Genomic DNA, 19387 nt, shown 5'->3' on the forward strand with positions numbered 1-19387 from the left:
TTTCTTGATGCCCGGCTTTTGCGTTACGGTTTCGTGCCGTAGCGCAGGAGCCGTGCGCCGTTGGCCTTGAGCCACGCGCGCGGCGCCTCGACCTCTGCGGTCAGGCGGGCGCACACCGCCCAGAAACGGGCGGAGTGGTTCATCTCCTTCAGATGCGCCACCTCGTGCGCCACCACGTAATCCAGCACCGAGTCCGGCGTCAGGATCAGGCGCCACGAAAACGACAGCCGCCCGGTGGCCGAACAGCTTCCCCACCGGCTGCGGGTGTCGCGCACGGTTACCGCCGCCACCCGCGCGCCCAAAAGCGCGGCCTTGGCCCGTGCCCGCACGCCCAGCTCCCGGCGCGCCTCCCCCGTCAGGTAATCCAGAACCCGCCGCGGCACATGCTCGGCCCGGCCCCCCACCAGGATCGCGCCGCCGTCCCGCCGCGTGCCGCCCACCAGATCGGGGGTGTGGCGGATGTCGTGGTCCACGCCCAGAACCGGCACCACGGCGCCGGGGGCGAAAGGCAGGGCGGGGGGCAGGGCGGCCATGCGCCCCAGAACCCAGTCGCCATGGCGGGCGACGAAGCGCCGGGCTTCCGCCTCGCTCACGCCCACGGGGATCACCACCTGCACCAGTCCGCGCCCGGCATCGACCCGCAGCGTCATGCGCTGCGCCCGTGCGCTTTCCCGCAATTCCAGCGGCAGGGGCAGGCCGGCGACGGTCAGGGGGCTGGGGGGCTTTGGCGGGCGGCGGATGGGCATGGGACGGTTATAGCCCGCCGCCGTCCCGTCCCGCCACCCCCCGTGGGGCCAAAGGAAACCTTGCCGTATGCAGGAAAGCGGGCCACAATAAAAGATGTGTTTCGTTGCCGGGGCGATGGAAGAAAGCTTGTTCCATCACCTGTCCATAAGTTACAAGACCAAAGGTATATGACATGAGCCGTGACGCTCTGCTGGAATCCATGCTGACACTCAGCGGCGATCCATTGGCGTTGCTTGACGGCAATGGGGTCTTCGTGGTGGCGACCCCCGCTTTTGCTGGTGCTTACGGCGGTATGGCGCCTGATTTCCAGGGGCGCGCGCTGTCCGCTGCGCCGTTGCCATCACCGGTAGCGGCGGCGGTGGCGGCGGCCCTGCCGGCGGTTCTGGGCGGCGGCGGGCCGGCCACCGCGGGGGGGCTGCTGCTGCGCCCGGTGCCCGATGGCGCGGGCGGGGTGGGCGGCGTGGCGCTGTCCCCGGTGCCGCCGGGGGCCGGGGGGCCGGACGGGCGGGTGTGGGCGGAACGCTTCGTCGCCGTCGCCAACCACGACCTGCGGCAGCCGTTCCAGGCCATTCAGCTTTTCCATCACCTGCTCGCTTCCCGCATCACCGAACCCATGACGCAGGATCTGTGCAGCAAGCTGGGGGAGGCCATCGAGGGCGCCGAAACCCTGATCCGCGCCATGATGGAGGTGACGTCCCTGCGCTATGGGCTGGTGACGGCGGAGCCAAGGTCCGTGCCCATCGACGACATCCTGTCCCGCCTGCTCACGGCCTATGAACCCAAGGCGATGGCCAAATCCCTGCTGCTGCGGGTACGCCCCGCCGAAGCGGCGGTGCTGACCGACGCCGCCTTGCTGGAGCGGCTGCTGAGCCATCTGGTGAGCAACGCGGTGCGCTTCACCGACCGTGGCGGCGTGTTGCTGGCGGCCCGCCGCCGGGGCGGCGCCCTGCGGGTGGAGGTGTGGGACACCGGCCCCGGCATGCCCGAGGGCGACCGGCCGACCCTGCGCGACGGCGATGCCCCGGTGGGGGGCGTGCGCGGGCGGGGATTCGGGCTGACCATCGTGCGGCATCTGGCCGGCGTTCTGGACCACCCGCTGTCGGTGTGCGTGCGCCCCGGCCATGGCACGATGGTGGCGGTGACGGTGCCGCTGGCCGCGTCCTGAAAACACCGGTGTGAAAGCCGAAGCGGCGGGGGCTGTCCGCGCCCCCGCCGCTTCGCCTGTTCAGGTCCGCCGGGCGTTTTGCAGGCTCCGGGTCTTCAGATGGCGGATCAGGGCCAGCGCGCCGGCGGGCGGCGGCTGTTCCACCCGCCGGTACTCCCGCCCGTCCGGGGTACGCACCAGCAGCCCCATGTCGCACATGTCCCGCCGCAGCAGGGCGTGGTCACCGAAGCTGTGGTTGTCCTGCAGCAGGGCGTTGACGGCGCGTTCGTGCAGCACGGCCCCCGGCGGCACCCGCGACCACATCACCCACAGGCAGGGCTGCCGCTCGCTGAGCTTGGGCGGCCAGCGCACCAGAACCCCGGCGTCATTGAAGCAGCGGGCGATGCGCAGGATCTTGGCCATATCCACCGCGGCGGGAACCGCCGCCGGTTCCGGGGGCGTTTCCGGGGGGGATGCCGCCGGGGGCGGGGCTTCGGCGGGCAGGGGAGCGGGAACGGCCAGGGACCGGAAATGCTGGAAATTGCGGTGCCCGGCGGCTTTCGCCAGCATGTTGAGCAGCTCGACATGGCTGGGCGTCTCGCTCCGTCCGGCAAGCTGGATGCGCAGCGAGCGGGCAAGCGCCGAGATGTCGTCGGTGCGGTAAGGCAGCGGCGTTCTGGTCATGATGCATCCTCACAACGTGCCATCCGTTGAGGGCTGCCGGTGGCCGCCGGCTTCCGGCACGGCACGCGATGAGGTGTTCCGTGCAAGAAAGGGGTAGGGCAGGTTTAGCTCCCCCGGACCGGGGGCGGCGACGCCTGGGTGAACTGCCGACCGGGGCCGACTGTATCCCGTCCCGCCGCCGCTGGCAAGACGGGCGCTTTGCCCCGTGTTCTTCGTTTGCCGAGTACGATTGCAGTTTTATTGTTCGGCATAACGGACAACAGGGGGTTGCGTATGTATTCGTTTTCTGCCTTCCGAGGCCTGCTTCCCGGTGCGCTGGCCGCGGCTGTTTCCACGGCGGCGCTGGCCGCACCCGTGTACGACGGGGCGACGGCAACCCAGTGCATTCCCTTCGCCAACCCGCAGGCCGTGTCGTTCACCAACGCGCCGCGGCTGAACGTCAGCGTCGGCCCGGTGCGTGGCTATACCTCGGTACAGATGGACACCGGATCGGTGGGCGTGGCGCTCTCCGCCGGCAAGATCCCCGACTTCCAGGCGCTGAAGGCCCGGCCCGACTCCAAGCCCGGCACCCAGTATCTGTCCAGCAGCAAGATCCTGTGGGTGGGCACGTGGGTCCACACCACGGTGACGCTGCACGACGGCAAGGGCGCGCCGGTGGCGGTGGCCTATGTGCCGGTTCTGGGGGTGGAGCAGGCCGGTTCCTGCCCCAGCTACCAGCAGGACGGCAAGATCTGCTCCGGTCTGGCCCCGGCGGTGAACGGCAGCGTCTTCTACATGGGCGTCGGCTTCGGGCAGGAGGCGGATTTCCAGCCCGAAGGCACGCCGGACAAGAACGTCCTGCTGAACCTGGTGCGCCTGAACGGCCAGCCCATCGCCGCCGGTTCGCTGAACCCCGGCTACATCATCGGGCGCCAGGGCATCCAGGTGGGCCTGACCGCGGCCAACACCGCCGGCTTCTCCTTCGCCAAGCTGGAGCCGTACGCCCAGTACCCCGGCGACTGGCTGCCGCCCAAGGGCTGCCTGGTGGTCAACCCGTCCGAGAACGGGGATAAGTGCGTGACCGCCAATGTGCTGGTGGATACGGGCATCCCCCAGAGCTATATGACGGTTCCCGCCGGCACCAAGCTGACCACGGTCCAGGCCCCCGACGCCAGCGAGCCGAAGAAGACGATCGGCGTTCTGGCCAAGGGCAACAGCGTGTCGGTCAGCTTCCCCGCCACGGCACCGTTCATCGCCACCGATTCCTTCACCGTCGGCGGCGGCACCCCGGTGGAGCCGGTGCAGGTGATCCCCAACGTCACCGACAAGCACCCGCCCTTCATCAACACCGGGCGCCATTTCCTGCGCCAGTACCAGTTCCTCTATGACGCCAAGCAGGGCTATCTGGGCATCAAGGCCCAGCCCAACGCCTGCGGCGAGAAGTAACCGAACCGCGGACGGCGCCCCGGCGGCAGGGCCGGGGCGTTTTCTATGGGCAAGTAAGGTGCTTCATTCGTCCTTTGAGCATTATCCCCACATCTGCCCGCAAGAAAAATGCCGGTCAGTTAAGAAGATAGAAATATGTAAGAACAACATTTACCAATACGGTTCCGGCTCCAATGACTATAATGGTCGTCCAATGGCCATCCGATATTCTCTTTGTGAGCATCTTTGCGACGACGATTGCTGCATAGAAAAATGCAAATACAGTGCATATGTATCTGATAATATTGCTTCCGCTAATGTATTCATTCTTAATAAAAATAGGAATAGATGCCGTCAAAAGAAACATCGCTATTCCAATGCAGAAACAAAAAATCATATATCCTCCAGAAAACAATCGTCTTCTGAAGTGAATTTCATTTTTTTCACCTGTAAATTCTTTGTGATCTGATTTATCTACCGACTGGTGCATGACATTTAAGGCGCGCATCTCTTGTGGAGAAAGGCTGTCTAGCACCCAGTCAATGCAAAAAGCTGCAACAATTAACAAAAATCCCCCGGCCAAAACAGGGAGAATTGTTATCAGATCGCTCTGAATACCAGATGTTTTTGGATCATAAATCTCTCGAAGATAATATATCTCAAATGCAAGGCTAACAGATGCCAAGCTAACACTAAGAGGGGCAAGTGATAGTGCAATTCTTCTAAATGGTTCGATGCTCTTTATATAATTTTCTTCGTTGCGTGGTAATTCAATTTCCATTATTCCCTCCACATAGCGTGTTTGCAGGTGAGATTAATGTAAATATTTTAATATAAAATTTCTATATAATTCTTTTCGTTTATATTTTATCTAAAAACTATAAATCGATATCCTATTGATCGCTCATCATTAATTCTGTACTGGATAATAATTTATCTTAATTGATGTAAAACAAAAACTATGCCTCGGATCGCGTTGAGGGTGGTTGTTATGTTCATAATAAATATGCAGGTCAAGCCGGATGGGGCCTTATAAGCCCGCCATAGGCTGTGCGATAGCCACAGTCCGAGATGGGATGATGAACGTTGTCACTAAGGGCAATGCGAATGGGGGTCGCCCTGCCTGGGAAGGCGCTTTGCCTTCAATAAGGGTGAATTTGTGCGGATGGTGATGGGGATAATAAGTTCTTTCCCCTGCTTTCCGGCCTTGGCCCTTGTGGGCTAGTTCTTGACCGCTGCGATCAAGTTTCCGCAATTCGACCGAAACAAACGCCGCGTGCTAATGTCCATAGATGAACGGGAGCATTTGGCAACACAGTTCCACATCTATTCACTATGGAACTGCGCGCACTTTATCAACCTGTTGGGAAGGTTGGCGTCCCCAAGGGGATTCGAACCCCTGTTACCGCCGTGAGAGGGCGATGTCCTAGGCCTCTAGACGATGGGGACGTCGTGGGCGTGGGGTGGTCTTATAATGAAGACCGGGCCGATGGTCAAGGGGATTTCTTGCGGCCATGCGCCGGCTGTCCAGGATGGGGCGGCGCACCATATCATGGCGGGCAACCCGCGCATTCCGCGCGGCCAGAGGAAAGACCGATCCCGTGCTGCTTCACGATTGCACCTGGGCCGAGGTGGCGGCCTATCTGTCCACCGGCAAGGGCATCATCATGCCCATCGGCTCCACCGAACAGCATGGCCCCAACGGGCTGGTCGGCACCGACGCCATCTGTGCCGAAGCCGTCGCCCACGCCGTCGGCGATGCGGTGGGGGCCATGGTCGGGCCGACGATTCCCGTGGGCATGGCCGTCCATCACATGGAATTCCCCGGCTCCATGACCCTGCGGCCCTCCACCCTGCTGGCGCTGATCCACGACTATGTGCTGTCGCTGGCCGAGCACGGGTTCGAGCGGTTCTTCTTCGTCAACGGCCACGGCGGCAACATCGCCACCGTCCGCGCCGCCTTCTATGAAATTCACGCCGAGAACCGCGCCCGCCACGGCAAGGACGCCCCCGAGCTGCGCTTCGCGCTCGCCAACTGGTGGGAAGGGGATGCGGTGGGCCGGTTGTCGCGCGAGTTCTACCCCGGTGTCGAAGGCTCCCACGCCACCCCGTCGGAGGTGGCGCTGACCCAGCACGTCCGCCCCCACGCCATCAAGGCCGTGGCGATGTCCCCCGCCGTCGCCCCCGCCGGGGGCTTTCATGACGCCCGCGATTTCCGCCGCCGCTACCCCGACGGGCGCATCGGGTCCAACCCGGCGCTCGCCCGGCCCGAGCACGGAAAGCGGCTCCTGGAAGCCTCCGCCGCCGCCATCGCCGAGCAATACCGGTCCTTCGTTACGGAAAGCTGACGGATCGCGGCGTCTCTTTCGCACAGGTTGCCGTGCCGCATCCCTTCCATACGCGAGAGGATGTCATGGGTGACCTGTGACGAAAGAAGGGGAACGGCTCTGGTTTCGCTGGCGCAAGATCGCTAAAATCCACGCCCTTTCCCATAAGGCCGGCGCCCCAATGAACCGGCCCTTCCGTGTCAGACCTCCGAGGACAGACCACCCCATGGCCGATCATAAGCGCGTCACCGAAGAAGAAGCCCTGCTGCTGCATGCCAGCGGCCGGCCCGGCAAGCTGGAAATCACCGCGACCAAGCCGCTGGCGACCCAGCGGGATCTGGCGCTGGCCTATTCGCCGGGCGTTGCCGTTCCCTGCCTGCGCATCGCCGAAGACCCCGCCACCGCCTACGACTACACGGCCAAGGGCAATGTGGTGGCGGTCATCTCCAACGGCACCGCCGTGCTGGGGCTGGGGGATCTGGGGGCGCTGGCCTCCAAGCCGGTGATGGAGGGTAAGGCCGTCCTCTTCAAGCGCTTCGCCGACGTGGACGGCATCGACCTGGAAGTCTCCACCAAGGACGTGGAAGAGTTCATCAACTGCGTCCGCTACCTCGGCCCGTCGTTCGGCGGCATCAACCTGGAAGACATCAAGGCGCCCGACTGCTTCATCATCGAAGAGCGGCTGCGCGAGCTGATGGACATCCCCGTCTTCCATGACGACCAGCACGGCACCGCCATCATCGCCGCCGCCGGCCTGATCAATGCCTGCGACATCACCGGGCGGTCGCTGGCCGACGTGAAGATGGTGGTCAACGGCGCCGGGGCCGCCGGCATCGCGTGTGCCGAGCTGTTCGTGTCGGTGGGCGTGCAGCGCTCCAACATCACGCTGTGCGACACCAAGGGCGTGGTCTACCGCGGCCGCACCGAGGGCATGAACCAGTGGAAGTCGGCGTTCGCGGTGGAAACCGACGCGCGTTCGCTGGCCGACGCGGTGTCCGGGTCCGACGTGTTCGTCGGCCTGTCGGCCAAGGGCGCCCTGACCCCGGCCATGGTCAAGACCATGGCGCCCAAGCCGATCATCTTCGCGCTCGCCAACCCCGACCCGGAAATCACCCCGGAAGAGGCGCGCTCGGTCCGTTCCGACGCCATCGTCGCCACCGGGCGGTCGGATTACCCCAATCAGGTCAACAACGTCCTGGGCTTCCCCTACCTGTTCCGCGGGGCGCTGGACGTGCGCGCCACCACCATCAACGAGCACATGAAGCTGGCCGCCGCCCACGCGCTGGCAGCCCTGGCCCGCGAGGACGTGCCCGACGAGGTGGACGCCGCCTATTCCGGCCGCCGCCTGCGCTATGGCCCGGAATACATCATCCCCGTGCCGTTCGACCCGCGCCTGATCGTCACCGTTCCCCCCGCCGTGGCCCAGGCGGCCATGGAAAGCGGCGTGGCGCGCAAGCCCATCGTCGATATGACGGGGTACAAGAACACGCTGCGCACCCGTCTGGACCCGACGGCGGATTCGCTGGAACTGATCCTCGACAAGGTGCGCGCCAACCCGCGCCGCATCGTGTTCGCCGAGGGTGAGGAGGACCGCACCATCCGCGCGGCCATCGCCTTCAAGGCGGCGGGCTACGGCACGCCCGTGCTGGTGGGCCGGGAAGAGGTGATCCGCGAGCAGATGGCCGCCATGGGTCACAGCTCCACCGCCGGCATGGAGATCCACAACGCCCGCCTGTCGGACGCCAACCGCCGCTACACCGATTTCCTCTACCGCCGCCTGCAGCGCAAGGGCGTGCTGCACCGCGACTGCCAGCGCATGGTCAACCAGGACCGCAACGTCTTCGCGGCGCTGATGGTGGCCCAGGGCGATGCCCACGGCATGGTGACCGGCCTGACCCGCTCGTTCCCCGTGTGCTATGAAGAGGTCAGCCGGGTGTTCGACGCCCGCCCCGACGAACGGGTGTTCGGCCTGACCGTCATGGTCAACCGCACGCGCACCGTGTTCATCGCCGACACCACCGTCAACGAGGTGCCGGATTCCGAGACCCTGGCCGATCTGGCGATCCAGGCGGCGGCCAAGGCCCGGCAGATGGGCCACGAGCCGCGGGTGGCGATGCTCTCCTACTCCAACTTCGGCCAGCACCCGAACCGCGAGAACGTGGACCGGGTGCGCCAGGCGGTGGATCTGCTGGACCAGCGCCGGGTCGATTTCGAATACGACGGCGAAATGTCCGCCGACGTGGCGCTGGACCACGAGCTGATGAAGCGGCTCTACCCGTTCTGCCGCCTGTCCGGCCCGGCCAACGTGCTGATCATGCCCGGCCTGCACGCCGCCAACATCTCGGCCAAGCTGCTGCAGAAGACCAGCGGCGGCACCGTCATCGGTCCGCTGCTGATCGGCCTGGACCGGCCGGTGCAGATCGTGCAGATGGGTGCGACCGTCAGCGACATCGTGACTCTGGCCGCCCTGGCCGGCCATGATTCGCTGCCGTGGTAAGACACGCCACACGGGAACACCAGCATTGAAGCAAGGATCAACCGCCGGCCCGTCCGGCGGTTAATCTTTTGTGACGCGCGTCACGGGCCGTGCGGGATGGTGTATGAGAGACGATTCCCGTTCTTATGGTGCGTTTCTGCCATGACCATTCCGCCGTACCGTCTGATGCTGGCCCTGTCCTTGCTGGCGCTTCCGCTGGCGGGGGCGCTGTTGTGTCTGGTCTTCGGCTGGCCGGTACCATCCCTCTGGGCGGTGGCCGGGGCCGGGGCCGCGGCGGCGGGCGCGTGGCTGCTGGTGCAGGTGCGGCTGGGCGATCTGGACCGGGTGGAGGATTACGCCCGCCGGCTGGCCGACGGCGTGGACGAGGCGGCGCCGGAGCCCAGCGCGCCGTGGTCGTCGGTGCCCATGGCCCGCGTGCTGGCCGGCACCATCGCCCGCCTGCACCGCAACCTGACCCGCAAGGCGGCCGACGCCGCCGCCCAGGTGGAGGCGGCGGAAGCGATCCTGGAGGCGCTGCACGACCCGCTGGTGCTGGTGGGGCGCGAACGCCACGTGATCCGTGCCAACACCGCCGCCCGCGGGCTGTTCGGCGAACGGATGGTCGGGCGCGATCTGGCCGCATCGCTGCGCAACCCGGCGGTGCTCCAGGCGGTGGACGCGGTTCTGGGCGGGGCGGCATCGCGCATCGTGGAATTCACCCTGCCGGTGCCGGTGGAGCGCATCTACGAGATCCGGGTGAAGCCGTTCCGCTACCGCCACGCCGTCGAACCCCCCGAGGGGGAGGGGCCGGCGGGGGAACGGGACGAGCGCATCGCCATCCTGACGCTGTACGACATCACCACCATCAAGCGGTCGGAGCAGATGCGCGCCGACTTCATCGCCAACGCCAGCCATGAATTGCGCACGCCGCTGTCGTCGCTGTCGGGCTTCATCGAGACGCTGCGCGGTCCCGCCCGCGACGATCCCGAGGCCAGCGAGCGGTTCCTCGGCATCATGCAGGAACAGGCCAGCCGCATGACCCGGCTGGTCAGCGACCTGTTGTCGCTGTCGCGCATCGAACTGGACGAGCACATGCCCCCCGCCGGGCGGGTGGACATCGAGGTGGCCATCGCCGGCGTCATCGACGCCCTGCACCTGAAGGCGGAGGCCCGCGGCATCCGCCTGATCTTCACCACCGGCAACGACGAGGTGCCGGAGGTGGTGGGGGACGAGGACCAGTTGACCCAGGTGGTGCAGAACCTGATCTCCAACGCCATCAAATACACCCGCGCCGACACCGATGTGACCATCACGGTCGGCCTGTCCGACGGGGCGGCGGTGGGGGTGCCGCTGGCCGGCGCGCGGGCGCGCGGGCCCGGCCACATGGTGTCGGTGTCGGTGGCCGACCAGGGGGAGGGCATCCCGCGCATCCATCTGCCCCGCCTGACCGAACGCTTCTACCGCGTCGATGCGGCTCGGTCGCGGGCCATGGGCGGCACCGGGCTGGGGCTGGCCATCGTCAAGCACATCGTCAACCGCCACCGCGGCCGCATGACCATCGAAAGCGAGGTGGGGGTGGGCAGCACCTTCACCATCTATCTGCCCGCCTTTGCGTCCGCCGCACCGGTCCCGCCGGCGGCCCCAGCGGCGGCATCGGCGCAAACGCATAGGGGCAATGCGGCGTAAAGGCCGGCTTCCGCCGTCACGTTCATTAAACTGTCACAAAAGCGTAATACCTTGGTCGCCTTCAGGGGCTAACGTCCGCCCCCAAGAACGGCCGGGGGAGCCCCTGGCTGAAACGCGCGGGAGACGGCCAAGGTTCCCCCGCGCATCGGCTCATCGGTTCCAAGGAGGGAACACGTGAACACCCGGACCATCGCCCTCGCCGCGACCGCGGCTCTGGCCCTGACCGCCGCCGTCACCGGCACCGCCAACGCCCAGTCCCGCGACCAGATCCGCGCCGTCGGCTCCTCCACGGTGTTTCCGTTCACCACCGCCGTTGCCGAAGCCTTCGGCAAGGGCGGGCAGTTCAAGACCCCGGTGGTGGAATCCACCGGCACCGGCGGCGGGCTGAAGCTGTTCTGCGCCGGCGTCGGCCCGGCCCACCCGGACATCGCCAACGCGTCCCGCCGCATCAAGAAGTCGGAAGTGGACCAGTGCGCCGCCAACGGCGTGACCCAGATCACCGAACTGGTGATCGGCTTCGACGGCATCGCCTTTGCCTCGTCCAAGGGCGCCAAGCACGCCGACTTCACCCGCGAGCAGCTGTGGAAGGCGCTGGCCAAGGAAGTGCCGGTCGGCGGCAAGCTGGTGCCGAACCCCTACAAGAAGTGGTCGGACATCGACCCGTCGCTGCCGAACAAGGAAATCGAGGTGCTGGGCCCGCCCCCGACCTCCGGCACCCGCGACGCCTTCGCCGAGCTGGTCATGGAGCCGGGCTGCCATCACGTGAAGGACGTGGCCGCCGTGGTCACCGACGAAAAGGCCCGCGCCAAGGTCTGCATGTCGGTGCGTGAAGACGGCGCCTATGTGGAAGCCGGCGAAAACGACAACCTGATCGTGCAGAAGCTGGTGGCCAACCCCGACGCCTTCGGCATCTTCGGCTACAGCTACATCGAGCAGAACATGGACAAGCTCCAGGCCGCCAAGGTGGACGGCGTGGCGCCGACCTACGAAGACGTCTCCTCGGGCAAGTACCCGGTGTCGCGTTCGCTGTACGTCTATGTGAAGAACGCGCATGTGGGCACCATCCCCGGCATCCGCGAATTCATCGCCGAATACACCTCCGAGCGCGCCATGGGCGAAGAGGGCTATCTGGCCGACAAGGGCCTGATCGCCCTGCCCAAGGACAAGCGCGAGGCGGCCCGCGCCTCGGCGATCAATCTGTCGCCGCTCAGCCTCTGATCGGTCTCCGCCGCGACGGCGGCCCCCGGAACCACCTGGGGGCCGCCGTTTTGCTTGCGGATGGCGTGTCATCCCGGCTAGTCCCTCCTTCGGTTCACATCCTCATCGGCGGGTTCGTATGCAGCTTTCGGTTCTCCTCGTGGTGCTGGCCTTGCTGTCGGTGACGGGCTACTACCTGGGACGCTCCACGGCGGTGCGCGCCGTGGATGGCCGGGTGGTCCGTCTTCATTCGGTGCCCAGCTACCACGGCATGTATGTGGCGCTGTGGGCTGGTCTGCCGGCGTTGCTTCTGTTCGTCCTGTGGGGCGCGTCGGAAAACTGGCTGGTCATGCAGATGGCCCTGGCCGGGCTGCCGCCCGAACTCACCAACGTCAACGAACAGGCCCTCAATCTTCTGAAGGCCGACATCCTCAATCTGGCCCATGGGGTCACCACGGGCCGCGATTCCCACGCCGCGGTTCATGCGGCCGCCGCCCGCTATGTGGAACTGCACAGCCTGTCGCGCTGGATGCTGCTGGCCATCGGGGCCGCGCTGGCGGTGGCGGGGCTGCTGCTGGCCCGCGGGCGGATCAACGCCGATCACCGGGCGCGCAACAAGGTGGAACGGGCGCTGAACCTGTTCCTGGTGGGCTGCTCGCTGGTGGCGATCCTGACCACCATCGGCATCGTGCTGTCGCTGCTGTTCGAAGCCATGCGCTTCTTCGCGGTGTATCCGCCGCTGGATTTCCTGTTCGGTCTGCACTGGAGCCCGCAGACGGCCATGCGCGCCGATCAGGTGGGCTCGTCCGGGTCGTTCGGCGCCATCCCGCTGTTTGCCGGCACGCTGCTGATCACCATGATTTCCATGGCGGTGGCGGTTCCGGTGGGGCTGATGTCGGCCATCTTCATGTCGGAATACGCCAGCCCCAAGGTGCGCACGGCGCTGAAGCCGATCCTGGAGGTGCTGGCCGGCATCCCCACCGTGGTCTACGGCTTCTTCGCCGCCCTGACCATGGCCCCCTTCATCCGCGGGCTCGGGCAGTCGATCGGGCTGGACGTGGCGTCGGAATCGGCGCTGGGGGCGGGCGTGGTCATGGGCGTGATGATCATCCCCTTCGTCAGTTCGCTGTCGGACGACGTGATCAACGCGGTGCCGCAGTCGCTGCGCGACGGCTCCTACGGCCTGGGCGCCACCAAGTCGGAAACCATCCGTCAGGTGGTTCTGCCGGCGGCACTGCCCGGCATCGTCGCCGCCATCATGCTGGCGGTCAGCCGCGCCATCGGCGAGACCATGATCGTGGTGATGGCCGCCGGCCTGTCGGCCAACCTGACGGCCAACCCGCTGGAAGCGGTGACCACGGTCACCACCCAGATCGCCACGCTGCTGGTCGGCGACCAGGAATTCGACAGCCCGAAAACGCTGTCGGCCTTCGGTCTCGGCCTCGTCCTCTTCCTCGTCACCCTGTCCCTCAACATGATCGCCCTGAAGGTGGTCCAGAAGTACCGGGAGAAGTATGACTGACCTCGCACAGCAGGGTTCGCGGGACATGACCATGGCCCACCCCAAGTCGCGTTACCAGAGCGCCGAGTTTTCCGCCCGGTTGCGCGCCCGTTATGCCGCCGAACAGCGGTTCCGCGTCTACGGCATCGCCGCCGTGTCCATCGCCGCCATCATGCTGGTGGTTCTGCTGGCCTCCATCGTGTCCAAGGGCTACACCGCCTTCTGGCAGAACGAGATCCGGCTGACCGTGACGCTGGACGCCGCCGAGCTGGACCCCCAGGGCACCCGCGACCCCAAGGTGCTGGCCCAGGGCAACTACATGAAGCTGATCCGCGATGCGCTGGCGGCCCGCTTCCCCGAGGTGACCAGCCGTACCGACAAGCGGCAGCTTGGCGAGATCCTGTCCAACGGGGCGCCGTTCGTCCTGCAAAAGATGGTGATGGCCGATCCCGCGCTGATCGGCAAGTCGGTGCCGGTGTGGTTCCTGGCCTCCGACGACGTGGACCAGCTTGAAAAGGGCTACATCGACCGCAAGCTGCCCGAGGCCCAGCGCCGGGTGAACGATCTCCAGATCAAGGCGCTGGACGGGCTGCGCCAGGATGGTTCGCTGCGCGCCGGGTTCAACACCACCCTGTTCACCGCCGGCGACAGCCGCGAACCCGAACAGGCGGGCATCTGGGGCGCCATCGTCGGCTCGTTCCTGACGCTGGTGGTCACCATGGGGCTGTCGGTTCCCATCGGCATCGCCGCCGCGGTCTATATGGAAGAGTTCGCGCCCAAGAATCGCTGGACCGACCTGATCGAGGTGAACATCAACAACCTGGCCGCGGTGCCGTCGATCATCTACGGCCTGCTGGGTCTGGCGGTGTTCCTCAACTTCTTCGGCATGCCGCGCTCGGCCCCGGTGGTGGGCGGTGTGGTGCTGGCGCTGATGACGCTGCCGGTGATCATCATCGCGTCCCGCGTGGCGCTGAAGGCGGTGCCGCCGTCGATCCGCGAAGCGGCACTGGGTGTGGGCGCCTCGCCGTTGCAGGCGGTGATGCACCATGTGCTGCCGCTGGCGATGCCGGGCATCCTGACCGGCACCATCATCGGCATGGCCCGTGCGCTGGGCGAAACGGCGCCGCTGCTGATGATCGGCATGATCGCCTTCATCGTCGATATCCCCAACAGCTTCACCTCGTCCGCCACGGTTCTGCCGGTGCAGATCTTCATGTGGTCGGACAGCCCGGAACGCGCGTTCACCGAACGCACCTCGGCGGCCATCATGGTGCTGCTGGGCTTCCTCATCGTGATGAACGGCCTGGCCGTTTACCTGCGCAAGAAATTCGAGAGGCGGTGGTAATCCCATGAGCGTCCCGACCGAAACCCTCACCTCCGACCCCCGTACGGCAGCCATGACCCAAGCAGCCCTGTCCCAGACCGCCGCCCGTGCCGACGCCGCCGCCATCAAGATGCTGGCCCGTGACGTGAAGGTGTATTACGGCGCCAAGCAGGCGCTGAAGGGCATCAACCTCGACATCCTGGAAAACCGGGTGCTGGCGCTGATCGGCCCGTCGGGCTGCGGCAAGTCCACCTTCCTGCGCTGCCTGAACCGGATGAACGACACCATCGAGAACTGCCGGGTCGAGGGCACCCTGCAGCTCGACGGCGACGACATCTATGGCCGCAGCATCGACACGGTGCAGCTCCGCGCCCGTGTCGGCATGGTGTTCCAGAAGCCGAACCCGTTTCCGAAGTCGATCTACGACAACATCGCCTATGGCCCGCGCATCCACGGCATGGCCACCCACCGCGATGAAATGGACGAGGTGGTCCAGCGGTCGCTGGAGCGCGCCGGCCTGTGGAACGAGGTCAAGGACCGTCTGAAGGAGCCGGGCACCGGCTTGTCGGGCGGCCAGCAGCAGCGCCTGTGCATCGCGCGCGCCATCGCCGTCAGCCCCGAAGTGATCCTGATGGACGAGCCCTGCTCGGCGCTCGACCCCATCGCCACGGCGCACATCGAGGAACTGATCGACGAGTTGCGCGAGAACTTCACCATCGTCATCGTCACCCACAACATGCAGCAGGCGGCCCGCGTGTCCCAGAAGACCGCGTTCTTCCACCTGGGCGACATGGTGGAGTGCGACGACACCGAAGAGATCTTCACCAACCCGCGCGACGAACGCACGCAGGGTTACATCACCGGCCGCTACGGCTGATCCCGATCCCTTCCGATGATGCCCGCGGCGGGACGTCAGAAGCCCGCGCGGGTCCGGGAAGACAGGGCCGGGGAGGGGAGTACCGCTCATGAGTTCCGAGCACATCGTCCGCTCGTTCGCTCAGGAGCTTCAGCGTCTCGTCAATCTCATCACGCAGATGGGCGGGGTGGCGGAAGCCCAGGTGGCAGCGGCGGTGAAGGCCGTCATGCGCCGCGACGTATCGCTGGCGGCGCAGGTGATGCAGTCCGATCCGCGGCTGGACGAGTACGAACGAGAAATCGACGTGGAAGCCGTGCGGCTTCTGGCCCGGCGCCAGCCCATGGCCCAGGATCTGCGCGAGATCGTGTCGGCGCTCAGGGTCGCGGCGGATCTGGAGCGGATCGGCGATTACGCCGCCAACATCGCCAAGCGTTCGCTGGTGCTGGCGCAGTTGCCGGCGGTGCGTCCGGCCTCGGCCATCCCGCGGGTGGGGCGGCTGGTGGAGGAGATCCTGAAGGACGTGCTCGACGCCTATATCGAGCGCGACGTGGACAAGGCCATTTCGGTGTGGAAGCGGGACGAGGAACTGGACGACCTGCACACCAGCCTGTTCCGTGAGGTGCTGACGTACATGATGGAAGACCCGCGGACCATCACGCCGTGCACGCACCTGCTGTTCATGGCGAAGAATCTGGAACGCATCGGCGATCACGCCACCAACATCGCGGAAACCATTCACTATGTCGTGGTCGGACAGCCGCTGAAGATCGACCGGCCCAAGAGCGACTCCGCCAGCTTCGCGGTGGTGTCGCCGGCGGCCGGGTTCGATTTGATCACCGACCGGGACGAGCCGTAGCCCGCTTGTGAGGACTGCATGAATTCAGCGCTGAAGCCGCTGATCCTCGTCGTCGAGGATGAAGCCGACATCGTAACCCTGCTCAAGTACAATCTGGAGAAGGAGGGGTTCCGCGTCGCCACTGCCGGCGATGGGGAAGAGGCTCTGCTGGTCGCCAACGAGCAGACGCCGCATCTGATCCTGCTGGATTGGATGATGCCCCTGATGTCGGGGCTGGAGGTGTGCCGGCAGATGCGCCGCAACACCAAGACGCGCGACATTCCCATCATCATGCTGACCGCGCGGGGGGAAGAGGCGGACCGGGTGCGCGGCCTGAATTCCGGGGCCGACGATTACATCACCAAGCCGTTCTCGCCCACCGAACTGGTGGCCCGCGTGCGGGCGGTGCTGCGCCGCGCGTCCCCCGGCCTGGCGGAAGAGACGCTGCGCTTCGGCGACGTGCTGATGGACCTTGCCGCCCACCGGGTGCGCCGCAACGGGCGTGACGTCCACCTCGGCCCGACGGAATTCCGCCTGCTGCGTCATTTCATGCAGCATCCTGGCCGGGTGTTCTCCCGCGAACAGCTTCTGGACGTGGTGTGGGGCCACGACGTGTACGTTGAACCACGCACCGTGGACGTCCACATCCGCCGCCTGCGCAAGGCGCTGAACGACGATGCCGACGCCGACATCATCCGCACGGTTCGCTCCGCCGGCTACGCCCTGGACTATAAGACGGCCTGATTGACGGGTGGTCTGGAGGGCCTTCCGGCCCTCCAGGCGGGCGCGGGCGGCAGCCCGCTTTTCTAGAGGCGTGAGGCGGCGTCGCGCAGAATCGCCACCTTCACCGCGAACCGCCCGCTGTCGTCGCTGTCCTCGATCCACCCCGCCATCAGCCGCAGCGCATCGCGGACATCCCCGGCGAGAGTGCCGGCCTGAACCTCCCGCACCAGCGCATCGACGGCGCCTTCGTACGGCGCCCCGTCCATGGCGTCGGCGGCGACGGCTTCGAATCGGTTGGCGATGGAGAGGGCGGCGGGGGACAGGCGGCTCATATGAAGAACGAGGCTCCGGTGGGACTGGCGTCGGCGAGGAAGGTGACGACGCCGCTGCGGGTGACGGGCACGTCGCTGCGCAACTCCGCGCCCAGCGGCAGGCCCAGGGCCTTGATGCCCATCTCGCAGGCCATGACGGTGACGCCCAGCGCCACGCAGGCTTCCAGCAGTTCCTCGAAGGTGGCGATTCCCTGCTTGGCGAACCAGCGGTCGCGTTCGGCGGGGTTGCTGCCGTCGTCGGCGGCGTCCAGGTCGTGCCAGCCCAGCACGCCGGGTTCGCGTTCGTGGACCAGGGCACGCAGCGCGCGGCCGGTGAAGAACAGCGTGACGCGCCGGTTGGTGGCGGCGGCGGCGCTGGCCATCACCAGGGCGTAGTGAACCCGGTCGTAGCCGCCGGAAAACACCACGATGGACAGGCTGTCGGGGCCGTGCATGGGAAGAACCGTTCTCGTGTTGGTTAGGCCGCGTGGCCCGACAGGTCGCGGATCGTCGGGTGGGTGCCGCACAGGGGGCAGGCGGGGTCCGGCTTGACCGTGATGCGGTGGTACGAGGCGTTCAGCGCATCGACCATCAGCAGGCTGCCCGACAGGCTTTCGCCGATGCCCAGAATCTCCTTCAGCACCTCGGTGGCCTGGAGCGTGCCGACCAGCCCGGCCAGCGCGCCCAGCACCCCGCCTTCGGAGCACGAGGGCACCAGCCCCCGCGGCGGCGGTTCGCGGAAGATGCAGCGGTAGCAGGGATGGGGGGCGCCCAGAGACGCCTTGCCCAGATACGCCTTGAAGGTGGACACCTGCCCGTCAAAGCGCAGCATGGCCGCCGACACCAGCGTCTTGCCCGCGAAGAAGCAGGCGTCGTTCAGCAGGAAGCGGGTGGCGAAATTGTCGCTGCCGTCGGCCACGATGTCATAGCCGGCGATCAGCGCCGCGGCGTTGGCGGCGGTCAGGCGGGTGTGGTGCACCTGTACCGTGACGTCGGGGTTCAGGCCCGCGATCCGGGCGGCGGCGCTGTCCACCTTGGGTTGCCCCAGGGATGATTCGCCGTGGATGATCTGGCGCTGCAGGTTGGACAGGTCCACCACGTCGTCATCGACGACACCGATGGTGCCGACCCCGGCGGCGGCCAGATAGAGCAGCAGCGGCGACCCCAGCCCACCGGCCCCAACCACCAGCACGCGGGCGTTCAACAGCCGAGCCTGCCCGGTGCCGCCGACTTCGGGCAGGATGATGTGGCGGGAATAGCGGTGAAGCTGGTCGTCGGTGAAATCCATGATGCCGCAGCATAGCGCAAGAGCGCCCGGGCGACACAGGGAATCAGGCGTAGGCCAGCGTCAGCTTGTTGGGGTTCTTGGTGGTGGAGGCGCTTTGCGCCGCCCATTGCTTCAGCCGGGCGTCACGTTCGCGCAGGGTTTTGTCGATGGGGCGTTCCTGGGCGGCGGGGGCGGCCAGCCCCTCGACCTTGGGCACGAGCTGGAGCGAGAAGGGGGTTTCCTGCTCGATCTTGGAATCCTGGACGATGACGACGGAATATTGCCCCGGCTGCAGCTTGGCGCTGGGCTTCTTCAGGATGTCCTCGGTGGTGGTGGCCTTGCTCATGGTGTCGCCGGAGGCCACGACCTTGTTGTCCTTGTCCATCACCGCCCAGCGGGCGTTGGGCATGGACAGGTTGAAGGTGAAGGTGCCGCCCTGGACCACGTTCAGCCCGTGCTTCTGCACGCCGGAGTCGTTGCCTTCCAGCTTGCGGGCGGTGCCCTTGATCATGCCGCCGCCGGCGGTGATGACCGGGTTTTCGCGCGGCGTGATTTCCAGCGAATAGGCGCGGTCCTTGACGCCCTTGATCTTCTGTTCGACCTGGGCGGTGTAGGTGCCGGGGGCGAGCTTCGCCGAGGCCGAGGCGGCATCGACGGAGGAGGAGAACTCCGCCACGACCTTGTTGTTCTGGTCGGTGATCTTGACGGCGGTGTTGGTCTCGTTGACCTTGAAATTGAATTCGCCGTTCTTGGAGACGGTGAACTGTTGATAGTCCACCGGCATGCCGCGGGAGCTGAGCTGGCTGGTGGTGCCCTTCAGCTTGGTGTAGTTGACTGTCGAGATGTTGGACAGTGCGACCATGGGACGGCTCCCCCGGAAAGGGCGGCGGCGTGGACGGCAGCCA

At 66.2% G+C, this 19387-nt stretch carries 18 protein-coding genes and 1 tRNA gene; 11 read left to right on the top strand and 8 right to left on the bottom strand.

The window, feature by feature from the left end:
* Nucleotides 1-23: 23 nt before the first annotated feature.
* Entirely contained in the window at nucleotides 24-746 is a 723-nt protein-coding gene (locus M2352_RS06420; RefSeq protein WP_264663666.1) for a M48 family metallopeptidase, read from the bottom strand.
* A gap of 173 nt (nucleotides 747-919) precedes the next feature.
* Here M2352_RS06420 and M2352_RS06425 point away from each other — a divergent pair, with 173 nt between their 5' ends.
* Nucleotides 920-1912 (top strand): sensor histidine kinase, encoded by a 993-nt coding sequence (locus M2352_RS06425; RefSeq protein WP_264663667.1) that lies wholly within the window; start codon nucleotides 920-922, stop codon nucleotides 1910-1912.
* Nucleotides 1913-1972: 60 nt separating this feature from the next.
* On the opposite strand, the gene M2352_RS06430 is transcribed toward M2352_RS06425, so the two are convergent.
* Complete coding sequence (locus tag M2352_RS06430) at nucleotides 1973-2575, bottom strand: DUF2087 domain-containing protein (RefSeq protein ID WP_264663668.1); 603 nt, start codon at nucleotides 2573-2575, stop codon at nucleotides 1973-1975.
* A 273-nt stretch (nucleotides 2576-2848) separates the two neighbouring features.
* Between M2352_RS06430 and M2352_RS06435 the strand changes: the two genes are divergently transcribed.
* Nucleotides 2849-4000 carry a hypothetical protein gene (locus M2352_RS06435; protein WP_264663669.1) on the top strand — a complete coding sequence of 384 codons (1152 nt, stop codon included), beginning with the start codon at nucleotides 2849-2851 and terminating at the stop codon, nucleotides 3998-4000.
* A 115-nt stretch (nucleotides 4001-4115) separates the two neighbouring features.
* On the opposite strand, the gene M2352_RS06440 is transcribed toward M2352_RS06435, so the two are convergent.
* Both M2352_RS06440 and M2352_RS06445 read right to left on the bottom strand, forming a co-directional pair.
* On the bottom strand, nucleotides 4116-4760 hold the full coding sequence (locus M2352_RS06440; RefSeq protein ID WP_264663670.1) for a hypothetical protein: 645 nt from the start codon (nucleotides 4758-4760) through the stop codon (nucleotides 4116-4118).
* Between the two features lie 592 nt (nucleotides 4761-5352).
* Nucleotides 5353-5428, bottom strand: a tRNA-Glu gene (locus tag M2352_RS06445).
* 152 nt (nucleotides 5429-5580) lie between these two features.
* Here M2352_RS06445 and M2352_RS06450 point away from each other — a divergent pair.
* The 9 genes from M2352_RS06450 (at nucleotide 5581) to phoB (ending at nucleotide 16925) form a co-directional block, all read left to right on the top strand.
* Nucleotides 5581-6327 carry a creatininase family protein gene (locus M2352_RS06450; protein WP_264663671.1) on the top strand — a complete coding sequence of 249 codons (747 nt, stop codon included), beginning with the start codon at nucleotides 5581-5583 and terminating at the stop codon, nucleotides 6325-6327.
* A 205-nt stretch (nucleotides 6328-6532) separates the two neighbouring features.
* Nucleotides 6533-8803, top strand: a complete 2271-nt coding sequence (locus M2352_RS06455) for an NADP-dependent malic enzyme (RefSeq protein WP_264663672.1) — start codon at nucleotides 6533-6535, stop codon at nucleotides 8801-8803.
* A gap of 141 nt (nucleotides 8804-8944) precedes the next feature.
* The gene (locus tag M2352_RS06460) at nucleotides 8945-10468 is read left to right on the top strand and encodes an ATP-binding protein (protein WP_264663673.1); all 1524 of its coding nucleotides are present in this window, start codon (nucleotides 8945-8947) and stop codon (nucleotides 10466-10468) included.
* Nucleotides 10469-10642: 174 nt separating this feature from the next.
* Nucleotides 10643-11686 (top strand): PstS family phosphate ABC transporter substrate-binding protein, encoded by a 1044-nt coding sequence (locus M2352_RS06465; RefSeq protein ID WP_264663674.1) that lies wholly within the window; start codon nucleotides 10643-10645, stop codon nucleotides 11684-11686.
* Between the two features lie 118 nt (nucleotides 11687-11804).
* A complete protein-coding gene (gene pstC / locus M2352_RS06470; protein ID WP_264663675.1) occupies nucleotides 11805-13187 on the top strand; it encodes a phosphate ABC transporter permease subunit PstC in 1383 nt (460 codons plus the stop codon).
* Nucleotides 13180-14511: a phosphate ABC transporter permease PstA gene (gene pstA, locus M2352_RS06475; RefSeq protein ID WP_406567234.1), complete on the top strand. Its 1332-nt coding sequence runs from the start codon at nucleotides 13180-13182 to the stop codon at nucleotides 14509-14511. Before pstC ends, pstA begins: the two co-directional genes overlap by 8 nt.
* A gap of 52 nt (nucleotides 14512-14563) precedes the next feature.
* Nucleotides 14564-15367, top strand: a complete 804-nt coding sequence (gene pstB, locus M2352_RS06480) for a phosphate ABC transporter ATP-binding protein PstB (RefSeq protein WP_264665310.1) — start codon at nucleotides 14564-14566, stop codon at nucleotides 15365-15367.
* An 88-nt stretch (nucleotides 15368-15455) separates the two neighbouring features.
* Nucleotides 15456-16202 (top strand): phosphate signaling complex protein PhoU, encoded by a 747-nt coding sequence (gene phoU, locus M2352_RS06485; protein WP_264663676.1) that lies wholly within the window; start codon nucleotides 15456-15458, stop codon nucleotides 16200-16202.
* Between the two features lie 18 nt (nucleotides 16203-16220).
* Nucleotides 16221-16925, top strand: a complete 705-nt coding sequence (gene phoB, locus M2352_RS06490; protein ID WP_264663677.1) for a phosphate regulon transcriptional regulator PhoB — start codon at nucleotides 16221-16223, stop codon at nucleotides 16923-16925.
* A gap of 62 nt (nucleotides 16926-16987) precedes the next feature.
* Here the strand turns inward: phoB and M2352_RS06495 are convergent, their stop codons facing one another.
* The 4 genes from M2352_RS06495 to M2352_RS06510 are packed head-to-tail and all read right to left on the bottom strand — an operon-like array spanning nucleotide 16988 to nucleotide 19344.
* On the bottom strand, nucleotides 16988-17236 hold the full coding sequence (locus M2352_RS06495; protein WP_264663678.1) for a hypothetical protein: 249 nt from the start codon (nucleotides 17234-17236) through the stop codon (nucleotides 16988-16990).
* A complete protein-coding gene (locus M2352_RS06500; protein ID WP_264663679.1) occupies nucleotides 17233-17670 on the bottom strand; it encodes a DsrE family protein in 438 nt (145 codons plus the stop codon). Before M2352_RS06500 ends, M2352_RS06495 begins: the two co-directional genes overlap by 4 nt.
* 23 nt (nucleotides 17671-17693) lie before the next feature.
* Nucleotides 17694-18503 carry a molybdopterin-synthase adenylyltransferase MoeB gene (moeB, locus tag M2352_RS06505; RefSeq protein ID WP_264663680.1) on the bottom strand — a complete coding sequence of 270 codons (810 nt, stop codon included), beginning with the start codon at nucleotides 18501-18503 and terminating at the stop codon, nucleotides 17694-17696.
* A 43-nt stretch (nucleotides 18504-18546) separates the two neighbouring features.
* The gene (locus M2352_RS06510; protein WP_264663681.1) at nucleotides 18547-19344 is read right to left on the bottom strand and encodes a hypothetical protein; all 798 of its coding nucleotides are present in this window, start codon (nucleotides 19342-19344) and stop codon (nucleotides 18547-18549) included.
* Between the last annotated feature and the right edge of the window lie 43 nt (nucleotides 19345-19387).

The organism is Azospirillum fermentarium, assembly GCF_025961205.1.
GTDB lineage: Bacteria > Pseudomonadota > Alphaproteobacteria > Azospirillales > Azospirillaceae > Azospirillum > Azospirillum fermentarium.